Raw genomic sequence first — 22,941 nt, 5'->3', positions numbered from 1 at the left:
AATGGGACGTTCTTTAGCCGTGGCGATTAGAGCCACCCAGGCGGCGATGCCGGCGCAAATTGCGCCGGAGTGGTTCAATCCGCGAACTGGCCGGCTGCCTTTATCATCGGCGCCCAGCGGTCGACTTCACTCGCGAGCATCGCGGCGAGCGCCTCCGGCGTCGCTTTCTCCTGCGGGGCAGGCTCCGTGTTGATGTCGTTGAACCGAGCGATCAGCGTGGGATCCTTGAGTGCGGACTGGAGCGCCGCCGTCAGCTTCTGAACGACCACCGGCGGCGTGCCCTTGGGGGCATAGATGCCGTGCCAGACACCGAGCTCGAACCCGTTGAGGCCGGCCTCGTCGGCCGTCGGCAGATCGGGCAGGCTCTTCAGCCGCTCCTTGGTGGTGATCGCATAGGCCTTGACCTGCTTCGACAGGATCGGGCCGGTCGTGTTCGTCGCCTGGTCGCAGGTGAGATCGATCTGCCTGCCGAGAAGATCGTTCATGATGGGGCCATTGCCCTTGTAGGGCACCGCGGTGAGCTGCTTCTGGATCGCCGTCATGAACAGCATGCCGCAGAGGTGCGACGCCGCTCCGAGCCCGGCATTGGCATAGGTCAATTTGTCGCCCTGCTGCTGGGCGTAGGCGATCAATTCCTTCAGCGTGTCGGCCGGGAAATCCGGACGCGCGATGATGGTCATCGGCGCATTGGTCACAAGCCCGATCGGCGCAAAGGCCGTCTTCGTGTCATAGCTGAGGTTGCGGTACAGCGTAGCGGCGGTCGACAGGCCGACATGATGGATCAGCAGCGTGTACCCGTCGGGCTGGGCTCGCGAGGCGCGGGTCGTGGCGATGGTGCCACCGGCGCCGGGAGCGTTCTCGACGACGATCTGTTGGCCGAGCGATTTCGACATGCCAGCCGCGGTCAGGCGAGCAATGGTGTCCGTGGGGCCGCCGGCGGCGAATGGCACCAGCATCGTGACGGGCCTGACCGGATAGTCCTGGGCGAGCGCCGCGCCAAACGGCAAGAGCAGAGCCGATACGAGGGCAATGAACCGCATACTTTCCTCCAAATTTTTGCTCGCGCCATATGTACCCATTCATGGCCGCGCGACCATCACGAAACGACGTCATCAGGCGTGTCGCCCCGCGGCATGGCGTAGCTACCGGGAAACCTGATCGACCCTCAGCTCGGCGATATTGTCTCAGCGGGCGGACCCGAATGACACGAGCCCGATCCAAATCCAAATGTTCCCGCCGAAGGTCGGTCGGCGGCAGCAGGTCGGAATCAGCGTTCCCGCATGATCTCATGCCGGTAGCGCTGCAGCGGTGACAACAGGTAGCTCATGATGGTGCGCGAGCCGGTCCTGATCTCGACGGTGACCGCCATTCCCGGCGACAGGCTGACGAGGCGGTCGTCCACCTGCATCTGGCTGCGATCGAGCGAGATGCGCGCGCTGTAGCTCAACTCCTGCCCGTTGGGCTCGCTGCTGTCGTGCTGCTGCCCGAGCGCGCGGTCGCCGCGCTCCGGCGGACGATCGCGGATGATGGCGTCCTGCGAGACGCTCAGGACCCGGCCTTCGAGAAGGCCGTAACGGGTGAAGTTGAAGGTGTCGATCTTGATGGCGGCGCCCTGCCCGGCCTCGACAAATCCGATATCGCGGTTGGAAATCATCGCCTCGATCTCGAGCCGCGTATCTGTCGGCACGATCACGAGCAGCGACTGCGCCGGCGTGACCACACCTCCCACGGTGTGGACCGCGAGCTGCTGCACGACGCCATCGACGGGTGACGTCAGTTGCTGCAGGCTTGTCCTCTGGCGAGCCTTGATCAGGTCGCGCGCGACGCCATTTGCCTTCTGCTCGCTCTTGGCAAGCTCGTCGGACAGGCTCTTCCTGTACTCGGCCACGGCCTGGTTGCGGGTCTCGGCGATCGCGGCGACGGCTGACTCGGCTTCCTTGAGGCGGCTGCCTTGAACGCGAAGCTCCTCCTGCTGCTCGATCTGGAGCTGGAGCGTCTCGTAATAGGTCAGCTTCGAGCCGATCTCCTTTTCCATCAGCGTCTTGCGGATATCGACGCGTTGCTGGGTCACCGGCAGCAACGCATCCAATTTGTGGATCGTCGCCGCAATGGTCTGATATTCGGCCTCCTTCTGGGCTTCCTGGCGCGCGAGCGCAGCCAACTTGGCCCTGTGCTCGCTGACCTGATTGGCGAGAAGCTGCCGCTGCGTCGCGACCAGCAAGGGATCGGCATCCGCGGGCACGACCAGATCGGCGGATGCCGCCTCGCCGCTTGCAAGGGCCGCACGCAGCCGCGCGACATTGAGCCGTTCGGCCATGAGATCGTCGTGCAGACGATCGCGCTCTGCGGCGTTCACGGTCGGATCGAGCTCGATCAGCAGGTCGCCGGCTTTGACCGATTGCCCGTCCTGGACGTGGATGGCGCGCACCACGCCGGTCTCGAACGGCTGGACCACCTTGCTTCGCCCGCTCGACACGACCTTCCCGGCTGCGGACGCGACAATGTCGATCGTACCCCAGGCCGACCACGCCAGCGCCGCGCAGACAAGGAGCATCAGGGCCATTGCGATGGCGCGGCCGGTCGGCGACGGCGGTGTTTCCGTGATCTCCAGCGCGGCAGGCAGAAAAGCGGCCTCCTCGGCGCGCCGGCTCTTCGCATTCCGGAAGGGAACGACGGTGTGCTCGGGCCTTGAGGCCGGGACGGCGCTAGCCGACTTCATAGATCCCTCCCTGAAGACGATGCAGGGCGGCGTAGCGGCCGCCGGTCTTGATCAGCGCATCATGCGTGCCGTCCTCGACCAGACGGCCGCGCTCCAGTGTGAAGATGCGATCGGCGCCGCGGACGGTGGAGAGACGATGCGCGATGATCAGGACCGTGCGGCCCCTCGCAATCTCCTTCATGTTGTCATGGATGATCCGCTCGCTCTCATAGTCGAGTGCGCTGGTCGCCTCGTCGAAGATCAGGATCCGGGGATTGGTCACCAGCGCGCGGGCGATCGCGATGCGCTGGCGCTGCCCGCCCGAGAGCGTCGAGCCGCGCTCGCCAACGACGGTGTCATAGCCTTCGGGAAGCTCCAGAATGAAATCATGCGCGCCCGCGAGCTTGGCCGCATCCATGATGCGGTCCATCGGCAGGGTCGGATCGGCCAGTGCAATGTTGTCGCGCACCGAACGATTGAACAGCATGTTCTCCTGCAGCACGACACCGATCTGCCGGCGCAGCCAGGCCGGGTCGGTCATGACGAGATCCATGCCGTCGATCAGCACGCGGCCGGATTGCGGCACGTAGAGCCGCTGTACCAGTTTCGCGAAGGTGCTCTTGCCCGAGCCCGACGAGCCGACGATGCCGACGGTTTGGCCCGCCGGAATATCGAACGAGACGTCATGCAGGATCTCCGGCCCGTCGAGCCGATAGCGAAAAGCGACATGCTCGAAGCGGATGTTGCCCCGAAGCGGCGGCAGCCCAGCGCGGCCCGCGGAGTAAGCCGGCTCCGCCGCGCTGTTGAGGATGTCGCCAAGCCGCGCGATCGACAGGCGCGCTTGATGAAAATCCTGCCAGACCTGCGCCAGCCGCAGCACCGGCGCCGAAACGCGCCCTGCAAAAATGTTGAAGGCCACGAGTTCGCCGACGGTCAGCGCATCGCCGATCACGAGCCGCGCGCCGACATAAAGAATGGCAGCGGTGACGATTTTGCTGACGAACAGCACGAGCTGGCTTGCGGTGTTGCCGAGGCTGGTGACGCCAAAACTCGCCGAGACATAGCCGGCGAGCTGCTCTTCCCAGCGGCGCTGCATCTGCGGCTCGACCGCCATCGCCTTCAGCGTCTCGATGCCGCTAACGCTCTCGACCAGGAACGCCTGGTTCTCGGCGCCACGGCGGAATTTCTCATCCAGCCTGCGCCGAAACAGCGGCGTCGCCACCGCCGAGATCCCGATGTAGAACGGGAACGAGGCCAGCACGATGAAGCTCATCAGCGGCGAATAGGCGAACATCACGACCAGGAACACCGAGGTGAAGACCAGGTCGATGAGCAGCGTCAGCGACGAGCTGGTGATGAAATTGCGGATGTTCTCGAGCTCGCGAACCCGCGCCACGGAATCGCCGACGCGCCGGGCCTGAAACCACGCCATCGGCAGCGCCAGCAGATGATGGAACAGCCGCGCCCCCAGCTCCACGTCGATACGGTTGGTCGTGTGCGCGAACAGATAATTGCGCAGGATACCCAGCACGGTGTCGAACAGCGAGACGATGACGAGGCCGATGACGAGAACGTCGAGCGTGGACAGCGAGCGGTGCACCAGCACCTTGTCGATGACGACCTGGAAGAACAGCGGCGAGACCAATGCAAACAGCTGGAGGAAGAACGAGGCGGCCAGCACCTCGCCGAACAGCCGCCGGTACTTGCCGATCGCCGCGATGAACCATGTGATGTCGAATTGCCGCCCGAGGTTGGAGAGCCCGGCGCGCCGGGCCATCAGGATCAATCCGCCGTCCCAGATCGCACACAGCTCGTCGCGCTCCATCAGCACCGGGCGCTGCGCCTGCGGCGACTGCACCAGCACCTTGTCGGCCGAGGCTTTTGCAATGACCATGAAGCTGCCGTCACGCAGCATCGCGATCGCCGGCAGCGGGCTGCCCGACAGACGGCTCCACTGCGTTCGATAGGTTCGTGCCTTCAGTCCGAGAGACCTGGCGCAGCGGACGATGTCAGCTGCGCCGAATCTTGCCGCGCCCAGCCGGTGCCTGAGCTGATCACGATCGGCCGCAACACCCTGCAAATGCAGCAGGGTGAGCAGCGCGTCGAGACCCGTATCGGTCGAGACCGTATTCGTCGTCATGGGCGTTCTCCGGGCCGGGCTCGTTCAACCTCTCCCGCTTGCGGGAGAGGTCGCCATAGGCGGCCCGTGGCCACCGTTCTGTTGGACGCCGATGCTTCGCATCGGCTATGGCGGCGGGGTGAGGGCTTCTTCCTCTTCGGGGTTCTCGATTGCGGAGGCACACCCACCCCAGCCCTCCCCCGCAAGCGGGAGAGGGAGTGCACCTCCGTCGTTGCAACAGCAGCTTTCATCAAACTCAGGCGTGCTGCGGCGGAGCAAGCGTCTGGGTCTGTGCCGTGTGCGGATCGGCCAGCGGCATCTCGCCGTGGCCGTCACCTGCCGGAACGAAGCTGCCTGCCATGGCCTGGTTGAGCATCATCGCTGCGGCGAAGGCGGCGCCCTGGATGACGACGTTGTTGCCGGTACCGCCATCGAGGATATCGAGGCCGCCGCCGCCGATCAGCACGTCGTCACCTGCTCCACCGGCCAGTGTGTCGTTGCCGGGTCCGCCGATCAGGATATCGTCGCCATTGCCGCCGTTGGCGACGAGCTGGATGCCGCCGTGCAAGCCGGAAGCCGTGATGACGTCATCGCCATCGAGTCCGTTGATGACGATCCTGTCGCCCGCACCGGCATCGCTGATGTTGATGTCCTGGCCAAGCCCCGACACCGTGATGATGCCGTCGTGCTCGGTCACCGTGATGACGTCGTTCCCGCCGGTTGCGTTGATGGTCACGGTATCGGCGGCGCCGTCATTGGCACCGAGGTCGAGGTCGACCTGGTTCACGCCGGTGCCCGAGAGATCACCGACCGTGATGTTGTCGGCACCGCCGAGGGCGTTGAAGTCGACATGCTCGACGCCGTTCAGGTCCATCGCGATGGCGGCAACGTCGCGGGTGAACAGCACCCGGCCGCCATTGGCCGAGATGTTGATGGTCTCGTTGATATTGGCGCCGTTGAACGCCAGCGTGTCGGTGCCCTTGCCGCCTTCGACGGTGTCGCTGCCGTCGCCGGGGTTCCAGATGAAGGTGTCGTCGCCGGCTCCGAGATTGGCGAAATCGTTGCCGCGTCCGCCGATCACGATGTCGTTGCCGGCGCTGCCGGTGATGGTGTCGTTGCCGTCGCCGCCATTGATGTTGAGGCTGAACGGCTGTCCCGCCTTGATCGCGGACGAATCGATGACATCGTTGCCGCCTCCGCCGTTGACGGTCAGCACGTCACCGGCGTCGGCGTGAGCGATGGTCACCTGCGCCGCAAGCCCGTTGACCACGATCGATCCGCCGGCGGTCGTCACCGCGATGTTGTCGTCACCGGCGCTGCCGTTCACCGTCACGCGGTCGGCCGCACCGTCGCCGCTCTGGCTGCCGGGGCCGGCGCTGAGGTCGATCGCGACCTGCGTGACTCCGGTCCCCGAGAGATCGTTGACGGAGATGTTGTCGGCCCCGCCGGCAGCGGCGATCTGCACCCGCTCGATGCCATTGAGATCCATGGTGATGGCGCCGACGTCGCGGGTGAGAAGTGCACGACCGCCGTTCGCAGAGATCGACATGTTTTCGGCCACATTGGAGCCGTTGAACACCAGCGTATCCATTCCCGTGCCGCCCTCGACGGTGTCACTGCCGTCGCCGGGATTCCACGTGAAGAGATCATCGCCCGCGCCGAGAAGAGCGACGTCGTTGCCGCGGCCGCCGACGACCTTGTCGTTGCCGTCGTCGCCGATCAGGGTGTCAGCCCCCTGGCTCCCGATGATTGTGTCGTTGCCCGCGCCGCCGTCGATGGTCAGCCCGATCGCCGCGGCGAGCAGGGATGCATCAATGACGTCGTTGCCGCCGAGCGCCTGGATCACCAGCCGGTCGTTGGCAGCCTCCGCATTTACGATCGTCACGACTTCCGGCAGACCCGTCACCGTCACGGTGGTGCCCTCAGCCGTGACCTCGATGTGCTGATTGCCGCCGGCAGCATTGACGGTCACAATATCCGCCGCGCCGTCGCCTTGCGTCTCGCCGGGAACGGCTCCGAGATCGACCAGCACCTGCTTGACGCCGGTCCCGGTGAGATCGCCGACAACGATGTTGTCGGCGCCGCTGCGCGCATCGAATTCGATCTGCTCGACGCTGTTGAGGTCCATCGTGATGTTGGCGACGTCGCGGGTGAAGCGCACCCGGCCGCCATTGGCCGAGATATTGATGGTCTCGTTGATGTTGGCACCGTTGAACAGAAGCTTGTCGGTGCCCGCGCCGCCCTCGACCGTGTCGCTGCCGTCACCGGGATTCCAGATGAAGGTGTCGTCGCCCGATCCGAGCTGGGCGACGTCGTTGCCGCGTCCGCCATTGACGATGTCGTCGCCGCTGCCGCCGATGACGAGGTCGTTACCGTCGCCGCCAATGATCCTGTCGTTGCCGGCGCCGCCGTCGAGCGTCAGCGAGATCAGGCTGCCGAGCCCGTTGCCCGCGGTGATGACGTCATCGCCGCCACCGGCGTGCAGCACGAGATTTTCCGTGGTGCCGATGTCGAGCGAAAACGGCGCGGCGCCGATGCCGTCGAGCCGCACGCGCGTGCCGTTCGCCGTGATCGTGAACGTCTCGGCGTCGTTGCTGCCGTTGACCCGCGCGGTGTCGCTGCCGTCGCCGCCCTCGAACAGATTGGTGCCGCCGCCCGGATTCCAGATCATGAGATCGTCGCCCGCCTCGCCGAACAGCTGGTTGTCGCCGCTGCCGCCATCCAGGACGTCGTTATCCGCACCGCCGAACAGCAGATCGTTGCCGCCGCCGCCCTTGATCACGTCGTCACCGGCCTGCCCGAACAGCAGGTCCGCACCCGAGCCGCCCGTGATCCTGTCGTTGCCGTCACCGCCGAAAATGTGCACCGCAGGCATCGGTCCGTGGCATTCGTTGACGGTGATCGTGTCATCACCGCCTTGACCGAAAATGTCGATCGCGGTGGTGTTGTCGACGGTCGGTTCGCCACCGATCGTTTTCACGTGTCCGTTATTGACCAGGATGCGGCCTGCCTCGTCGCGGCTGATCACGAGGCCGTTATTCGCGTTGTCGCCGAAAATGGTGAGCTGCCCCGTAACCGGGGAAAAGACAGAGGTAGTAGACATCCAAATATCCTTCGATCGATCTAGCCCCTCCCTTCGATGCGTAGCAGCCGCACACATGACATTCTTGAGCCGCTGCTTGAGACGCGCGTGATTATTCTGGAGATTTCCTCCAGTTTTGCTTCGGGGCAGTATTCGACAGCGGATGCGGAGGCGCTCTCATCACGAGTCGCTGATCACGGATCACGCGTAACGACCCCGTGATTTTCAAACGCGTGGAAGAACCGCGGCTCGAGACAAGCGCGCAGCTTGACGAGGCTGCGGGGCAGCTAACGACGCGCACGCCGAGCCGAACGAAAATTGCACCTGTGGGCTCGATGCATTTGGTACTAAGCTCGGCGACGGAATTGGCGCCAGCGATAACGAACGATCCCGCTCAATAGTTGAGCGACCAGCATTTCCGGTTCGATGGATATCCAGACAAGGAATATTTGAGGGAGATCTCACATGTCGTCACCGGAACCTATCAGATTCACCGACGGTGCAGCTTACGAACGCTTCATGTCGCCCTGGAGCCGATCGGCCGGCACTCTGTTCCTCGATTGGCTGGCGTCACGCACCGGATTGGCCTGGGTGGATATCGGTTGCGGCAACGGCGCGTTCACTGAGCTCCTTGTTGCGAAGTCCGCCCCTTCGTCCGTTTGCGCGATCGATCCCTCCGACGCACAGATTGCTACCGCACGCCAGAAGCTATCGGCAAAGCCGGTCGAGTTTTCGATTGGCGATGCGATGGCGCTTCCCTACGACGCCAACCGCTTCGACGCCGCGGTGATGGCGCTGGTGCTGTTCTTCGTCCCCGACGCGCAGAAAGGTGCATCGGAAATGGTCCGCGTCACCAAGCCCGGCGGCATGGTCGCATCCTACACCTGGGACATCTCGCGGGGCGGCTCGCCTACGCAGCCTTTGTGGGAGGAGATGGACGCTCTCGGCAAACCTGCGCAACGCCCACCGAGTGCGGATGTATCGCGGTTCGAGGCACTGAAAGCGCTTTGGGCGAAGCTCGGCATCCGCGATGTCGAAACTCGCGAACTGGTTGTCGAGCGAACGTTTGCGAATTTCGACGACTACTGGCTGTCGATGGTCGTCAGCAGCCCGGCCGGCGTATTGGGAAGGCTGTCGGAGACGGAGAGCGCGGAACTCAAACGCCGGCTACAGGCAAGATTGCCGGCGAGCGCGAACGGGGAGATCACGGTTCACGCCTCGGCCACCGCGATCAAGGGATGCAAAGCCGCTTGACGATCGGGACGAGCATGCGCGGCTGATCGCATTTGACAGCCGCAACCAATTTCAGGGCAGAAGGCCGTGTTACGTCGCAGCCTTCTTCTTCGGCTTCGGCTTCGTCGCCTTCGGCATCACCGGCGCTTCCGGCGTGCCCTCGATCGAGGACAGGCGGCCGGACGTGAAGGTGTAAATGCCGGCGCGCGGACCGGCGGTCCAGGTGAGCACGGCGACGCGGCGGCCGGCGGCATCGCCGGAGAGGTTGACGTTCGAGGGCGCGCCGATGCCGCGCACCACGTCGCATTCGGTGTGGCCGAGCGCGACCGTGCCGCCCATGGGCGCCGGTGCCGTGGTCGACGCGTTGGCGTCGGCCGGCCCGGGGGGCGGCGCCATGCCGGGACAGGCGCCGTCGGCACTGACCAGGTCCTCGGCCGTCACCGGCTTGTCGGGGGTCAGCGGCGGCGATTCAATCGAGATGCTCTTGATGAACAGGCGGCTCGGCGTGTTGAACCATTGCGCGTCCTTGGACAGCAGATCGGTCGCGCCAGAGCAGCCCGCGACCAGCGGTGCTATGGCGGCTAACGCAACTATGAGCGAGCTGGGAAGCTTTTGATGTCGCACGATAAACCAAATTCCCCGCGTGAAGGACCAGCCTTAAGCGATTGTCCCAACATCACTTTGCGGCACGAAGGTGACCGAAACCATCATCGCCCGAAAAGTGCAAATTATCATTAATTGCGATCGGCCGCTAATTCCGACGCTGCCACCGGCCCCGCTCGTCGGCCTGCCAATAGGTGACATCAAATCCCTTCGCCTTGCAATCCGTCCAGGCGCTGCGGGCGAATGCAAGCGCGTCGGGATCGTCGCCGTTGAACAGCAGCACCATGCGCTCATAGCCCTGCCCGTCCTGTGGCAGCGCGGCATTGTCGATCAGGAAGCGGACATTGGCGCCGTTCGGATTGTCCTCCTCGATCGCCAGCACGATCGGCTGATCGGCGGCGTCGTTCACGCGCCATGTCGCGTGCGGCAGGAAGGAATCGTCGCGATAGGTCCACAAGTGAGCGTCGAGCGCATCGGCGCGCTCGGGCGAAGTCGACTGCACCACGACGCGCCAGCCGCGCTCGAGCGATTTCTCGAGAAGCGGCGGCAACACGTTCTCCACCGTCATGTTTTGCAGATGGTAGAACAGCACTTCAGTCATCTTGGGTCATTTGCGCTCGTAATGATCTGCCACCAGACGGTCCAGCAGGCGGACGCCGTAGCCGCTTCCCCAGCTCTGGTTGATGTCGGTCTTCGGCGCGCCCATGGCGGTGCCGGCGATGTCGAGATGGGCCCACGGCGTGCCGTCGACGAAACGCTGCAGGAACTGCGCCGCGGTGATCGAGCCGCCGTGACGGCCGCCGGTGTTCTTCATGTCGGCGAACTGGGAATCGATCAGCTTGTCGTATTCGGGGCCGAGCGGCAGGCGCCAGACCTTCTCGCCGCTCTCGATGCCGGCCGTCAGCAGCCGGTCGGCGAGCTCGTCATTGTTGGAGAACATGCCGGCATGCTCGGTGCCGAGCGCGACCACGATCGCGCCGGTCAGGGTCGCCAGATCCACCATGAATTTCGGCTTCACCTTCTTGGCGACGTACCAGAGCACGTCGGCCAGCACGAGGCGGCCTTCCGCGTCGGTGTTGATGATCTCGATGGTCTGCCCCGACATCGAGGTGACGATGTCGCCCGGGCGCTGCGCATTGCCGTCGGGCATGTTCTCGACGAGGCCGATGGCGCCGACCACGTTGGCCTTGGCCTTGCGCGCCGCGAGCGCATGCATCAGGCCGACGACGCAGGCAGCGCCTCCCATGTCGCCCTTCATGTCCTCCATGCTGCCGGCCGGCTTGATCGAGATGCCGCCGGTGTCGAAGCAGACGCCCTTGCCGACGAAGCTGACCGGCGCCTCGCCTTTCTTGCCGCCGTCCCAGCGCATGATCACGGTGCGGCTCGGCCGCGCCGAGCCCTGGCCGACGCCGAGCAGCGCGCCCATGCCGAGCTTGTCCATCGCCTTGACGTCGAGCACCTCGACCTTGACGCCGAGCTTGCGGAGCTGACTGGCGCGGCGCGCGAATTCTTCAGGAAAAAGCACGTTCGGCGGCTCGTTGACGAGGTCGCGCGCGATGATCACGCCGTCGACGACGTGGCCGGCCGAGGCGAACGCCTTCTTGGCCGCGGCGACATCGCCGACCGCAAGCGAGACGTCGGCGCGCAAGCCGCCCTCCTCGCCGTCCTTCTTCCTGGTCTTGTAGCGATCGAACTTGTAGGTGCGCAGCCGCAGGCCTGCGGCGATCGCGACCGCCTGCTCGCTGGTCATGGCGCCGTCGGGCAGTTCCGCCATGATGGTCATGGCCGTGGCGCCGGCGGAAAGCTTGCTTGCCGCCACGCCGCCGAACTTGAGGAAGTCATTCGCCTTCAGGCCGGCCGCCTTGCCGGCGCCGACCACGATCAGCCGGGTGGCCTTCACCCCCTCCGGCGCCAGGATGTCCAGCGCAGCCCCGCTTTTGCCTTTGAAGGCGGCCGCGGAGGCCGCCCGCTTCACGAGGTCGGTGGCCCCGCCAAGCGCCTTGGCGGTCGCCGGGCCGAGCTTCAGACTGTCGTCGCAGAACACGACGAGGATGCCACGGGCGGCAGCGGACAACGGGACAAAGCCGACCTTGATGGCATCGGACATGTGTAACTCCTTCAAAACACCGGGCTTTCCGTCGTTCGGCGGTCCCGGCCACGGGCCGGAGCTGAACGGCGATTCACTGGACTTTCCCCACTATGGGCCACCGGCGCGGCAGATGCCAAGCGCCCGGCGTGGCCGAGCGGCCACAACGAGGGAAATATTAACCTTATATTGAGGGTGCCACGGGGCAGCCATTTTGTTGACGGATCAAAGGGATGGTAGTGAGAGAGTGAGCTGTCGGAAGAGATGGCTGGCCGACCTTGGGGATCTCCTGATCGGGGATTGGTTGGACAGCCGGAATGCCGGCCGGCATCGGGGACTTGGTGGGAATCGTACGGTCGCGCATGGGGTCGATCGATAGGTATATATTCCGCACGACGCTCGCGTCGTTTGCGCTGGTCCTGGTCAGCCTCACGGGCGTGATCTGGATTACGCAGGCGTTGCGCGGCATCGACCTGATGACGAGCCAGGGGCAGACCATCCTCACCTTCCTCGGCATCACCAGCCTCGTCGTGCCGGCCCTGGTCCTGATCATCTCGCCGATCGCGCTGATGATCGCGGTCTCGCACACGCTGAACAAGCTCGCGACCGATTCCGAGATCATCGTGATGAATGCGGCCGGCTTCTCGCCGTTCCGGCTGTTCTATCCATTCTTCTACGCCACCTGCGTGGTGGCGCTGCTGGTCGCCTTCATCGCGGCCTATCTCGCCCCCGACGGCATGCGACGGATCAAGCAGTGGGACGCCGAGATCACCGCCGACGTGCTCACCAACATCCTCCAGCCCGGCCGCTTCGCCCAGCTCGACAAGAACCTGACGATCCGGATTCGCGAACGCCAGCCCGGCGGCATCCTCGCCGGCATCTTCATCGACGACCGCCGCGATCCGAACGAGCGCGTCTCGATCGTCGCCGAGCACGGCGAAGTCGTGAAGAACGAGACCGGATCTTTCCTGGTGCTGGAGACCGGCAACCTGCAGCGCTTCGAAGCGGGCAAGCGCGATCCCGCGCTGGTGGCGTTCGACCGCTACGGCTTCGACATGTCGAAGTTCTCGGGCCAGGGCCGCGACGTCACGCTCGGCATCCGCGAGCGTTACCTCTGGGAGCTGTTCTCGCCGTCCGAGGACGATCCGGTCTACAAGCAGATCCCCGGGCAGTTCCGCTCGGCCCTGCATGACAGCCTGCTGGCGCCGATCTATCCCTTCGCCTTCGCGGTGCTGACCTTCGCCTTCCTCGGCGCGCCGCGCACCACCCGCCAGAGCCGCAACTTCTCGATCGGCGGTTCAGTGATCGCCGTGTTCGGCCTGCGCATGGCAGGCTTCGCCTGCTCGGTGATGGCGGTGAAGTCGCCGGGCGCCGTGCTGGTTCAATACGCGATGGTGCTGGGCTCCATCGGCGTCGGGCTGTGGATGATCATCGGCGGCATCGTGGTCGAACCGCCTCCCCGCCTCATGGAGGCCATCAACAGGTCGAACGCGCGCATCGCGCGGCTGTTCGGACGGCCGGCCACCGCATGAGCATGCTCACCAATACACTCGGGCGCTATTTCGCCGGCCGCTTCGTGGTCGCGGCGCTCGGCGTGTTCGCCGGCATTTTCCTGCTGCTGGTGCTGGTCGACTACATCGAGATGGTGCGCAAGACCTCGGGGCTGGTTTCCGCCTCGGCGATCATGGTGGCCGAGACCTCGCTGTTCCGGGTGCCGCAGCTTCTGGAGAAGTTGACGCCGTTCTGCATGCTGATCGGCGCCATGACCTGCTATCTCGCCCTCTCCCGCCGGCTCGAGCTGGTGGTAGCGCGCGCCGCCGGCATCTCGGCCTGGCAGTTCATCTCGCCTGCGCTCGGCAGCGCGCTGCTGATCGGGGTGATCGCCACCGTCGCCTACAATCCGTTGTCGGCCAATCTGCGCGAGCTCTCCAAGCGCATGGAGGCCGAACTGTTCGGCTCGGCGCCCGGCGGCGGCATCCAGGATGCCTCCGGCTTCTGGCTCAATCAGGTCACCAGCGACGGCCAGACGATCATCAATGCGGCGCGCAGCGAGCAGCAGGGTATCCGGCTCACCGGGCTCACGCTGTTTCGGTTCGACACAGAGCAGCACTTCAAGGAACGCGTCGAGGCGCGCGAGGCGGAACTCGAAACCGGACAGTGGATATTCAGGGACGTCCGTCGCTTCTCGCTCAACGCGGCGCCGACCGAGCAGGCCGTTTTGGCGATTCCGACGACACTGACCGAGGCGCAGGTCCGCAACAGCTTTTCCACCCCCGAGACTGTGTCCTTTTGGCAACTACCGGGTTACATCCGCTCCTCCGAAAGCTCGGGCTTCGCGACAGCCGGATACCGACTCCAGTATCAGAAGCTGCTGGCGCAGCCGTTTTTGCTTGCGGCCATGGTGATGCTCGCGGCCTCCGTGTCGTTGCGCTTCTTCCGGATGGGCGGCGTGCAGAAGATGGTTTTGAGTGGCGTGGGCGCAGGCTTTCTGCTCTACGTTCTGTCGAAAGTGACTGAAGATTTGAGCAAGGCTGAGTTGATGCATCCGATCGCTGCGGCGTGGTTGCCCGTGGTGGTGGGCGGCCTCACCGGCTTTTTGGCCTTGCTCTATCAGGAGGACGGATAGTGACGGCCGTCCACCGAAGGCTCGTGTCTCGTTTGACGCAGCGCATCGTGGTGCGCGCGAACGGGCGCGGCTTGTCCATCCGCAGGCTCCTGCTCGCCGTCGTCACGGCCGCCTCGCTCGGCGGGCTCATCAACGTCGCCGCCGTGGCGCCCGCCTCCGCCCAGTTCAGCTATAATCCGCTGCCGCCGCGTCCGAAGCCGCCGAAGGTCGCCAACGACAACCAGATGCTGGTCCAGGCGACCGAGGTCGACTACGACTACAACAATTCGCGCGTCTCCGCGGTCGGCAACGTCCAGCTGTTCTACAACGGCACCAGCGTCGAGGCGGATCGGGTCGTCTACGACCAGAAGACCAAGCGGCTCCATGCCGAGGGCAACATCCGCATGACGGATGCCGACGGCAAGATCACCTATGCCGAGATCATGGATCTGTCCGACGACTACCGCGACGGTTTCGTCGATTCGCTGCGCGTGGACACCGCCGACCAGACCCGCATGGCCGCGAGCCGCGCCGACCGCTCCAGCGGCAACTACACGGTGTTCGAGAACGGTGTCTACACGGCCTGCGCGCCGTGCAAGGACGATCCGAAGAAGCCGCCGCTGTGGCAGGTCAAGGGTGCGCGCATCATCCACGACCAGCAGGAGAAGATGCTGTATTTCGAGACGGCGCAGATCGAATTCTTCGGCGTGCCGCTCGCCTACATGCCCTATTTCTCGACGCCCGACCCGACGGTGAAGCGCAAGACCGGCTTCCTGATGCCGGGCTTTACGTCGTACACCCCGTTCGGCTACGGCGTCGAAATCCCGTTCTACTGGGCGATCGCGCCCGACATGGACGCGACCTTCAACCCGCGCATCACGTCCAAGCAGGGCGTGCTGTTCCAGGCCGAGTTCCGCCAGCGCCTGATGGACGGCGCCTATCAGATCCGCGTCTACGGCATCGACCAGCTCGACCGCGACCAGTTCGCAGGGCAGCCCGGCGACCGCCAGTTCCGCGGCGGCGTCGAGACCAAGGGACAGTTCGCGCTCAACGACAAATGGGTCTGGGGCTGGGACGGCGTCCTGCTCTCCGACTACTATTTCATGTCCGATTACCGCCTGGCGGCGTACCGCGATCCGCTCGGATCGTTCCTGAACCTGCCGACGGACGCGATCTCGCAGCTCTATCTGACCGGCGTCGGCAATCGCAGCTTCTTCGACGCGCGCACGATGTACTGGCTGAGCTTCTCGGGCAACCAGGGCCAGGTGCCGGTCGTCTACCCCGTGATCGACTACTCGAACGTGCTCAACTATCCAGTGTTCGGCGGCGAGTTCAGCTACAAGACCAATTTCGTGAACCTGTCGCGCAATGACGCGGTGTTCGATCCGATCACGACGCTCGCCAACACCAGCAGCCTGTGCACGACGACGTCGGCCGACCCGCTCGCGCGCACGCCCTCGCAGTGCCTGCTGCGCGGCTTTCCCGGCACCTACACCCGCCTGACGGCCGAAGCGCAGTGGCGCAAGTCCTACACCGATCCGTTCGGTGAAATCTGGACGCCGTTCGCCATCCTTCGCGCCGATGCGATCAACTCGTCGATCTCGAACCAGCCGGGCGTGTCGAACTACCTTCCCGTCGGCGACACCCAGGCGTTCCGCCTGATGCCGACCGTGGGCCTCGAATACCGCTACCCCTTCATCAACGTTCAGCCCTGGGGCTCGACCACCATCGAGCCGATCGCGCAGGTCATCATCCGGCCGAACGAGACCTATGCCGGCAAGTTCCCCAACGAGGACGCCCAGAGCATGGTGTTCGACGCCTCGAACCTGTTCAGCGTCGACAAGTTCTCCGGCTACGACCGCGTCGAGGGCGGCGGCCGCGCCAATGTCGGCGTGCAGTCCACCACGCAGTTCGACAAGGGAGGCGCCGTCAAGGTGCTGTTCGGACAGTCCTACCAGCTGTTCGGCATGAACTCCTACGCGGTCCAGGACTCCATCAACACCGGCCTGGATTCCGGCCTCGACAAGCCGCGTTCCGATTACGTCGCGAGCGCCAGCTACTCGCCCAACCGCACCTATACGTTCAGCGTTCGCTCTCGCATGGACGAGCAGACCTGGAACGTCCAGCGCTTCGAGGCGGAGGGCCGCGCCAACTTCGATCGCTGGTCGGTCGCGATGATCTACGGCAATTACGCGCCGCAACCGGAACTCGGCTATCTGACGCGCCGCGAGGGCATCCTGACCTCGGGCTCGATCAAGGTCGCGACCAATTGGGTGGTGACGGGCTCGGCGCGTTGGGACCTGGAAGCCAACAAGATCAACCAGTATGTGCTCGGCGCCGGCTATGTCGACGATTGCTTCGTGCTGGCGGCGAACTATGTAACTTCGTATAGCTATTCCGCGGGCTCGACGCCGCCCGTGCTGAGCCACGCGTTCATGTTCCAGATCGGCCTGCGCACGCTGGCGACCTCGTCGGCGACCAGCGGTTCCGGGACCTCCGGCTTCCAGTGAACGGTTTGAAGTGACGGCCGCGTTTGCACCATCGCAGGCTCACCGCGGCTGACATGCGAGCGAAAAAAATATGACGACTCCATTGCCTGTCCTCCGCCTCCTCCTCGTCCTCGCCGCCCTGTTCCTGCTCGGCGCGCCGGTGCGGGCGCAGAACATCGTCGTCATGGTCAACGGCGATCCGATCACCGATTTCGACATCGAGCAGCGCGCCAAGCTCATCCAGCTGACCACGCAGAAGACCCCCGCCCGGCAGGTGGTCATCAACGAGCTTATCGACGAGAAGGTGAAGTTGAAGGAGGGCAAGAAATACGGCGTCGATCCCGGGGTCTCCGACATCAACCAATCCTACGAGAACATGGCGCAGCGCATGCGCATCTCGCCGGAGATGCTCACCAAATCGCTCGATGTTAAAGGCGTTCGCCCTGAAACATTGAAGGCGCGCATGAAGGCCGAGATGGTCTGGACCAGCCTCGTGCGCGGCCGCTTCAAGGAGAAGCTGATGGTCGGCGAGCGCGACGTCGCGGAGGCCGTGCAGGCCCAGACCGGCGACAAGCTCCAGATCGAGGGCACCGAATACAAGATGCAGCCGATCGTGCTGATCGTGCCGCGCGGCTCGTCTGCGGCCTTCCAGGAGACACGGATGAAGGAAGCCGAGCAATATCGCTCGCGCGTCGGAAGCTGCGAGGAAGCCAATTCGCTGTTCCGCTCGACGCCCAACGCCACCATCCGCGATGCCGTCACCAAGACCACCGCGGACCTGCCCGAGGCGCTGCGCAAGGTGCTCGACGACACGGCGATCGGCCACCTGACCGCGCCCGAGGTGACCAAGTCGGGCATCGAGATGGTGGTGCTGTGCTCGCGCAAGCCGACCACGATCGACACGCCGAAAAAGCGCGAGGTTCGCGACAAGATGTATCAGGAGAAATACGAGAAGACCCAGAAGGCCTATCTCGAAGACCTCCGCAAGGCGGCGATGATCGAATATCGCAACCGCTGATGGCCAAGCCCCCTGCCAAGCCCCTCGCCCTGACCCTGGGAGAGCCCGCCGGCATCGGTCCCGACATCACCATCGCAGCCTGGCTCGGGCGCCGCGAACTGGGCCTGCCCGCCTTCTATCTCCTCGGTGACCCGGCGCTGATCGCCCGCCGCGCGAAAGCGCTCGGAGCCGACATCGGGATCGCCGAAGTGAGCCCCGGCGAAGCCGAAGCTGCCTTCGCCGAGGCCCTGCCCGTGGTTGCGACCGGCACGCGCGCGACGGCCGAGCCCGGCAAGCCCGACGCATCAAGCGCCCCTTCCGCGCTCGCCTCGATCCGCAAGGCGGTCACCGACGTCCGCGAGGGCCGCGCCGGCGCCGTCGTCACCAATCCGATCGCCAAGAGCGTGCTCTATCGCGCCGGCTTCCGCCATCCCGGCCACACCGAATTCCTCGCCGAGCTCGCCGCTGAGCACGGCCGCGTGCCCCAGCCGGTGATGATGCTGTGGTCGCCTCGGCTCGCCGTGGTGCCCGTGACCATCCACGTCTCCTTGCGCGATGCGCTGGCCCAGCTGACCAGCGAGCTGATCGTCTCGACCGTGCGCATCGTCGCAGCCGAGCTCAAATCCCGCTTCGGCATCGATAGGCCGCGCATCGCGGTCTCCGGCCTCAACCCGCATGCAGGCGAGGACGGCTCGCTCGGCCACGAGGAGCAGACCGTGATCGCGCCGGCTCTCAAGGCGCTGCGCAGCGACGGCATCGAGGCGAAGGGACCGCTTCCTGCCGACACCATGTTTCACGAAGCCGCGCGAAACAGCTATGATTGCGCCGTCTGCATGTACCACGACCAGGCGCTGATCCCGATCAAGACGGTGGCGTTCGACGACGCGGTCAACGTCACGCTCGGCCTGCCCTTCATCCGCACCTCGCCCGATCACGGCACCGCCTTCGACATTGCCGGCAGCGGCAAGGCCAACCCGGCGAGCCTGATCGCCGCCTTGAGGCTTGCGAGCCGCATGGCGGCTGCGACAATCCGATGAGCGCGATCGACGACCTCCCGCCCCTTCGCGAGGTCATCCGCCAGCACGCGCTTTCGGCCCGCAAATCGCTCGGTCAGAATTTCCTGCTCGACCTCAATCTCACCGCGCGCATCGCGCGCGCGGCGGCGCCGCTGGACGACTCCACCATCGTCGAGATCGGCCCCGGCCCGGGCGGACTGACCCGCGCACTGCTTGCGCTCGGCGCCAGGCGCGTCATCGCGATCGAGCATGACGAGCGCGCGATCCCGGCGCTGCAGGATATTTCCGTGCGCTATCCCGGCCGGCTCGAGATCGTGCATGGCGATGCCATGACCTTCGACCCGCGCCCGCTGCTCGATGGCGAAAGAGCAAAAATCGTTGCCAACCTGCCCTACAACATCGCGACCCAGCTCCTGATCGGCTGGCTCACCACCGAGCCATGGCCGCCCTGGTACGAGACGATGGTGCTGATGTTCCAGCGCGAGGTCGGCGAGCGCATCGTCGCGCGCGAGGACGATGAAGCCTATGGCCGGCTCGGCGTGCTCGCCAACTGGCGCTGCGAGACCAAGATCCTGTTCGACATTTCGCCGTCCGCCTTCGTGCCGCCGCCGAAGGTCACCTCCTCGGTCGTGCGCCTGGTGCCGCGCGAAAAGCCTCTGCCTTGCGATCGCAAACTGCTCGAACAGGTCGCGGCTGCCGCCTTCGGCCAGCGTCGCAAGATGCTGCGCCAGAGCCTGAAGTCTCTGGGCGTCGATCCCGCACGCCTTGCGCAAGCCGCCGGCGTCGATGCGACGCGGCGCGCGGAGACCATTCCGATCTCCGGCTTTGTTGCCATGGCGCATGAATTGGCCGATATACGCAGCGAAGGCTGATAACGGAAATTCCGGAGGAAAGAAAATGGCGTTGATGCGTCGGCAGTCCCTGGTCAAGTTCGATGCGCCGTTGTGCGAGACCATCGTCGACACGCCAAAGCCGCAAGGGCGCGAGGTCCTGGTGCGTATCGAGCGCTGCGGCCTTTGCCACTCCGATCTGCACATCCAGGACGGCTATGCCGATCTCGGCGGCGGCAAGAAGCTCGACACCACGCGCGGCATGACGCTGCCCTTCACGCTCGGCCACGAGATCGCCGGCGTGGTCGACGAAGTCGGCCCCGACGTCGCCGCCGGCCTTGTCGGCGCGAAGAAGGCGGTGTTTCCGTGGATCGGCTGCGGCCAGTGCCGCGACTGCGCCAATGGCGACGAGAATCTCTGCGCCAAGCAGCGCTTCCTCGGCGTCTCGATCGACGGCGGCTTCGCCACCCACGTGCTGGTGCCCGACGCAAAATACCTGCTCGATTACGATCCCCTGCCCGTCAACCAGGCCGCGACGCTGATGTGCTCCGGTGTCACCGCTTACGGCGCGCTCAAGCGCCTCGTCGATCGTCCGCGCCAGCGCAATTTGCTGCTGATCGGTCTCGGCGGCGTCGGCATGATGGGCCTTTCCTTTGCAGAGGCCATGTTCAAGCAGCCGATCGCGGTCGCCGACCTCAGCGCCGCTGCGCGCGACACCGCGCTGAAGAACGGCGCGGCGGTTGCCTACGATCCGGCCGAGCCCGACGTGATCAAGCGCATTCTCAAGGAGACCGACGGCGGTTTCGACGAGATCGTCGATTTCGCCGGCAACGAGAAGTCCATGGCCTTCGCCGTCGCCGTTGCCGCGCGCGGCGGCAAGATCGTGGTCTCCGGCCTGATGGGCGGCCAGTTCACGCTGCCGATGGTGCAGTGGGTCTACAAGCGCATGACCATCGAGGGCTTCATGGTCGGCACGCTCGCGGAGGCCCGCGAACTGATGGCGCTCGCCCGTGCCGGCAAGATCAAGCCGACGCCGATGCGCGAGGAACCGATGGGCGACGTCCAGAAATGGATCGACAGCTTGCGCGCCGGCAAGGTCGTCGGCCGCATCGTGCTGAAGAACTGAGTTTCTGTGGCGGCGGAGGAGCTTCATTCGCCGCCGCGCTTTTCCTCGGCAAAATTAACTCGGAATTGACGCAAGGCCCGGTTCCGAATAGGGGAACCGGCGACCAGCACACTATATATCTCTCCAGCTTCCTTCCTGGAATTCTGGTGAGACCATGCAGACCATCCGCTGCTCCATTCGCCGATTTCTTGCCGACGAATCCGGCGCCACCGCGATCGAGTACGGCCTGATCGCCGCCGGCATCGCGCTCGCAATCATCGCCGTCGTCAACAACCTCGGCTCGACGCTGAACAAGAAGTTCAGCTCGATCAGCACCTCGCTCAAGTAGCGCCGCCCGCACTTTCGCCCAGTGACGCGACACCAAGCTCGGAACGGCAACGGCCGCGCCGCGTTGGCAGCCATGTCCATTCGCTGCACCGTCGAAAGCGCATTCTTCATCGCCTGGAGCTGTCTCGAGCTGAGCGGAGAGCTCGGCCCTCCGGACGAGACCGCGAACCTCCTGCTCGATGCCATCGAAGCCCAGCTCAGGACCGGCGAACGCCGGCAGTTGATGCTCGCCAACAGGGCGATCGACGCCTATCGCGCGCACGTGGAAAAAAGCCGGCCTGCGCATGACTGCGAAGCGCGCTTCGGGTGATGATCCTTCCCGTCGCCCTCGGGCCCGCCGGCCCGGCGGCGTTCGAGGTACAGGCCGGCGGTCCGTCGGGCAGAGCGCACGGGGTACGGCGCCCGGCGAGGACGATGCTATGCCGACCCGCGCGCCTTATATGTGCACTGCTGCACAGAGTTCGTGACACGAAATACCGCGGGTCCGGCGTTCCCTGCGGCCTGACCACGGTGACTTCCGGAATTCCGTAAGCCGGACCTGCAAGTTTTCAACGCACGAAGCCGCCTTGTGTGCACTTTGGAACCGTCGCCTTCGTCGCGGAAACGTAGGGTTCCGGCTCGCGCCGATTCCCGGCCAGAGCAAGACACGTGACCGGCCGGCCCCAAAACGATCTTCTCCAGCAGCTCAGCCACGCGGATTTCGAACTGCTCGGCCCTCACCTCCAGCCTGTCGAACTGGAGGCGAGCGATATCCTGCATCACGCCGGCGACGAGGTGGCGGCGGCTCATTTTCCCTGCGGCCCCACGCTCGTGTCGTTCGCCGTGCCGGTCGAGGACGATCGCGAGGTCGAAAGCCTGCTGGTGGGGCGCGAGGGCGCCGTGGGCATTGCCTTCGGCGGCAGCGCCTCACTCGCTTATTCGCGCATCGTCGTGAAGCTGGGCGGCACCCTGGTCCGGTTGCCGCTGCGCGCGCTCGAGCAGGCGCAGCAGCGGTCGGCCACGCTCCAGCAGGTCTTCTTGCACTATGCCGACTGCCAGTTCGCGCAGCTGCTCCAGAGCGCGGCCTGCAACGCCGCGCATTCGATCGAGCAGCGCGCCGCCAAGTGGATCATCCTCGCGCGTGAGCATATCGGCGGCCCCGAGATCCCTCTGACCCACGAGCAGCTCGCCGGCCTGCTCGGCGTGTCCCGCAGCTACGCCAGCCGCGTCATCCAGATGTTCAAGGCAAGACGGATCCTCGCGACCCGCCGCGGCGCCATTTTGATCCTCGATGCGCCGGCGCTCGAAGCCAGAGCCTGCTGTTGCAATGATTGGGTGAAGAAGCACTTTGACGAAGTGATGGGCCGGCGGCATCGGCCGAGCCCCGGCATTTCGGCGCCTCGCGCTCGCGGCGGCGATTGACGCTTCAGGCGCAGATGGGCCGGGCTGAAGTCCGCGACGCGCTGCAATTCGCGCCATTTCATGCCGATCAGCTCGCCCTCGCGCAGGTCCATGGTCCCGCTCCGCCTGAGGTCGCGGGGACGGCGAAGTCATGCTCGCTTCACACCCTGATACGCCCAGGGCTATCGCATATGAAGAAAAGCGTGGCGGGCAGCTTGCCTGCGGCCCATCCTTCGAGACGCCCGCCTACGGCGGGCCCTCATCAGGATGAGGTCGCGTTTTGCGGTGAGTATCAGACCCTCATGGTGAGGAGCCCGCCAAAGCGGGCGTCTCGAACCATGCAGGCCGAG

Annotated in this window: 18 protein-coding genes; 11 read left to right on the top strand and 7 right to left on the bottom strand. The window is 65.1% G+C overall.

What is annotated here, in order from left to right:
- Positions 1-74: 74 nt before the first annotated feature.
- The 4 genes from NR187_RS33220 to NR187_RS33205 all read right to left on the bottom strand — a co-directional run bounded on the left by NR187_RS33220 (position 75) and on the right by NR187_RS33205 (position 7,920).
- Positions 75-1,040 carry a tripartite tricarboxylate transporter substrate-binding protein gene (locus NR187_RS33220; protein ID WP_211385452.1) on the bottom strand — a complete coding sequence of 322 codons (966 nt, stop codon included), beginning with the start codon at positions 1,038-1,040 and terminating at the stop codon, positions 75-77.
- Positions 1,041-1,267: 227 nt separating this feature from the next.
- Positions 1,268-2,719, bottom strand: coding sequence for an HlyD family type I secretion periplasmic adaptor subunit (locus tag NR187_RS33215; protein WP_211385451.1), 1,452 nt, complete (start codon positions 2,717-2,719; stop codon positions 1,268-1,270).
- Positions 2,706-4,838: a type I secretion system permease/ATPase gene (locus NR187_RS33210; RefSeq protein ID WP_211385450.1), complete on the bottom strand. Its 2,133-nt coding sequence runs from the start codon at positions 4,836-4,838 to the stop codon at positions 2,706-2,708. Before NR187_RS33210 ends, NR187_RS33215 begins: the two co-directional genes overlap by 14 nt.
- Positions 4,839-5,073: 235 nt before the next feature.
- Positions 5,074-7,920 carry a calcium-binding protein gene (locus NR187_RS33205; RefSeq protein WP_256809242.1) on the bottom strand — a complete coding sequence of 949 codons (2,847 nt, stop codon included), beginning with the start codon at positions 7,918-7,920 and terminating at the stop codon, positions 5,074-5,076.
- A gap of 444 nt (positions 7,921-8,364) precedes the next feature.
- Between NR187_RS33205 and NR187_RS33200 the strand changes: the two genes are divergently transcribed.
- The gene (locus tag NR187_RS33200; protein ID WP_211385448.1) at positions 8,365-9,153 is read left to right on the top strand and encodes a class I SAM-dependent methyltransferase; all 789 of its coding nucleotides are present in this window, start codon (positions 8,365-8,367) and stop codon (positions 9,151-9,153) included.
- Between the two features lie 69 nt (positions 9,154-9,222).
- On the opposite strand, the gene NR187_RS33195 is transcribed toward NR187_RS33200, so the two are convergent.
- The 3 genes from NR187_RS33195 to NR187_RS33185 form a co-directional block, all read right to left on the bottom strand.
- Positions 9,223-9,756: a hypothetical protein gene (locus NR187_RS33195; RefSeq protein ID WP_211385447.1), complete on the bottom strand. Its 534-nt coding sequence runs from the start codon at positions 9,754-9,756 to the stop codon at positions 9,223-9,225.
- A gap of 127 nt (positions 9,757-9,883) precedes the next feature.
- Positions 9,884-10,336, bottom strand: coding sequence for a DNA polymerase III subunit chi (locus tag NR187_RS33190; protein ID WP_211385446.1), 453 nt, complete (start codon positions 10,334-10,336; stop codon positions 9,884-9,886).
- A 6-nt stretch (positions 10,337-10,342) separates the two neighbouring features.
- On the bottom strand, positions 10,343-11,842 hold the full coding sequence (locus NR187_RS33185) for a leucyl aminopeptidase (protein ID WP_211385445.1): 1,500 nt from the start codon (positions 11,840-11,842) through the stop codon (positions 10,343-10,345).
- 341 nt (positions 11,843-12,183) lie between these two features.
- Between NR187_RS33185 and lptF the strand changes: the two genes are divergently transcribed.
- From lptF to NR187_RS33135, 10 genes are all read left to right on the top strand, one after another.
- A complete protein-coding gene (lptF, locus tag NR187_RS33180) occupies positions 12,184-13,353 on the top strand; it encodes an LPS export ABC transporter permease LptF (protein ID WP_256809238.1) in 1,170 nt (389 codons plus the stop codon).
- Positions 13,350-14,447, top strand: a complete 1,098-nt coding sequence (gene lptG, locus NR187_RS33175; RefSeq protein WP_211385443.1) for an LPS export ABC transporter permease LptG — start codon at positions 13,350-13,352, stop codon at positions 14,445-14,447. Before lptF ends, lptG begins: the two co-directional genes overlap by 4 nt.
- A 32-nt stretch (positions 14,448-14,479) precedes the next feature.
- A complete protein-coding gene (locus NR187_RS33170; RefSeq protein WP_256809298.1) occupies positions 14,480-16,936 on the top strand; it encodes an LPS-assembly protein LptD in 2,457 nt (818 codons plus the stop codon).
- Between the two features lie 70 nt (positions 16,937-17,006).
- Positions 17,007-17,933 carry a SurA N-terminal domain-containing protein gene (locus NR187_RS33165; protein ID WP_211385441.1) on the top strand — a complete coding sequence of 309 codons (927 nt, stop codon included), beginning with the start codon at positions 17,007-17,009 and terminating at the stop codon, positions 17,931-17,933.
- On the top strand, positions 17,933-18,949 hold the full coding sequence (gene pdxA, locus NR187_RS33160; RefSeq protein WP_256809236.1) for a 4-hydroxythreonine-4-phosphate dehydrogenase PdxA: 1,017 nt from the start codon (positions 17,933-17,935) through the stop codon (positions 18,947-18,949). Before NR187_RS33165 ends, pdxA begins: the two co-directional genes overlap by 1 nt.
- Positions 18,946-19,800, top strand: a complete 855-nt coding sequence (gene rsmA / locus NR187_RS33155) for a 16S rRNA (adenine(1518)-N(6)/adenine(1519)-N(6))-dimethyltransferase RsmA (RefSeq protein ID WP_211385439.1) — start codon at positions 18,946-18,948, stop codon at positions 19,798-19,800. The genes pdxA and rsmA overlap by 4 nt, the downstream gene beginning before the upstream one ends.
- Positions 19,801-19,825: 25 nt before the next feature.
- Positions 19,826-20,884, top strand: a complete 1,059-nt coding sequence (locus NR187_RS33150) for an alcohol dehydrogenase (protein ID WP_211385438.1) — start codon at positions 19,826-19,828, stop codon at positions 20,882-20,884.
- Between the two features lie 154 nt (positions 20,885-21,038).
- The gene (locus tag NR187_RS33145; protein WP_249129309.1) at positions 21,039-21,212 is read left to right on the top strand and encodes a Flp family type IVb pilin; all 174 of its coding nucleotides are present in this window, start codon (positions 21,039-21,041) and stop codon (positions 21,210-21,212) included.
- 72 nt (positions 21,213-21,284) lie between these two features.
- Positions 21,285-21,521: a hypothetical protein gene (locus NR187_RS33140; protein ID WP_211385437.1), complete on the top strand. Its 237-nt coding sequence runs from the start codon at positions 21,285-21,287 to the stop codon at positions 21,519-21,521.
- A gap of 338 nt (positions 21,522-21,859) precedes the next feature.
- A complete protein-coding gene (locus NR187_RS33135) occupies positions 21,860-22,612 on the top strand; it encodes a Crp/Fnr family transcriptional regulator (protein WP_256809233.1) in 753 nt (250 codons plus the stop codon).
- The last annotated feature ends 329 nt before the right edge of the window (positions 22,613-22,941 follow it).

This window comes from Bradyrhizobium sp. Bra64, from assembly GCF_024519875.1.
GTDB lineage: Bacteria > Pseudomonadota > Alphaproteobacteria > Rhizobiales > Xanthobacteraceae > Bradyrhizobium > Bradyrhizobium japonicum_G.
Note: the sequence above shows the minus strand (reverse complement) of the source record. Positions and strands in the feature narration are given on the sequence as shown.

What these genes read in the sequence shown, in the direction of transcription:
- NR187_RS33220 (WP_211385452.1), bottom strand. Translation starts at nt 1,040, where the DNA reads ATGCGGTTCATTGCCCTCGTATCGGCTCTGCTCTTGCCGTTTGGCGCG.
- NR187_RS33215 (WP_211385451.1), bottom strand. Translation starts at nt 2,719, where the DNA reads ATGAAGTCGGCTAGCGCCGTCCCGGCCTCAAGGCCCGAGCACACCGTC.
- NR187_RS33210 (WP_211385450.1), bottom strand. Translation starts at nt 4,838, where the DNA reads ATGACGACGAATACGGTCTCGACCGATACGGGTCTCGACGCGCTGCTC.
- NR187_RS33205 (WP_256809242.1), bottom strand. Translation starts at nt 7,920, where the DNA reads ATGTCTACTACCTCTGTCTTTTCCCCGGTTACGGGGCAGCTCACCATT.
- NR187_RS33200 (WP_211385448.1), top strand. Translation starts at nt 8,365, where the DNA reads ATGTCGTCACCGGAACCTATCAGATTCACCGACGGTGCAGCTTACGAA.
- NR187_RS33190 (WP_211385446.1), bottom strand. Translation starts at nt 10,336, where the DNA reads ATGACTGAAGTGCTGTTCTACCATCTGCAAAACATGACGGTGGAGAAC.
- NR187_RS33185 (WP_211385445.1), bottom strand. Translation starts at nt 11,842, where the DNA reads ATGTCCGATGCCATCAAGGTCGGCTTTGTCCCGTTGTCCGCTGCCGCC.
- lptF (WP_256809238.1), top strand. Translation starts at nt 12,184, where the DNA reads ATGGGGTCGATCGATAGGTATATATTCCGCACGACGCTCGCGTCGTTT.
- lptG (WP_211385443.1), top strand. Translation starts at nt 13,350, where the DNA reads ATGAGCATGCTCACCAATACACTCGGGCGCTATTTCGCCGGCCGCTTC.
- NR187_RS33165 (WP_211385441.1), top strand. Translation starts at nt 17,007, where the DNA reads ATGACGACTCCATTGCCTGTCCTCCGCCTCCTCCTCGTCCTCGCCGCC.
- pdxA (WP_256809236.1), top strand. Translation starts at nt 17,933, where the DNA reads ATGGCCAAGCCCCCTGCCAAGCCCCTCGCCCTGACCCTGGGAGAGCCC.
- rsmA (WP_211385439.1), top strand. Translation starts at nt 18,946, where the DNA reads ATGAGCGCGATCGACGACCTCCCGCCCCTTCGCGAGGTCATCCGCCAG.
- NR187_RS33150 (WP_211385438.1), top strand. Translation starts at nt 19,826, where the DNA reads ATGGCGTTGATGCGTCGGCAGTCCCTGGTCAAGTTCGATGCGCCGTTG.
- NR187_RS33145 (WP_249129309.1), top strand. Translation starts at nt 21,039, where the DNA reads ATGCAGACCATCCGCTGCTCCATTCGCCGATTTCTTGCCGACGAATCC.
- NR187_RS33140 (WP_211385437.1), top strand. Translation starts at nt 21,285, where the DNA reads ATGTCCATTCGCTGCACCGTCGAAAGCGCATTCTTCATCGCCTGGAGC.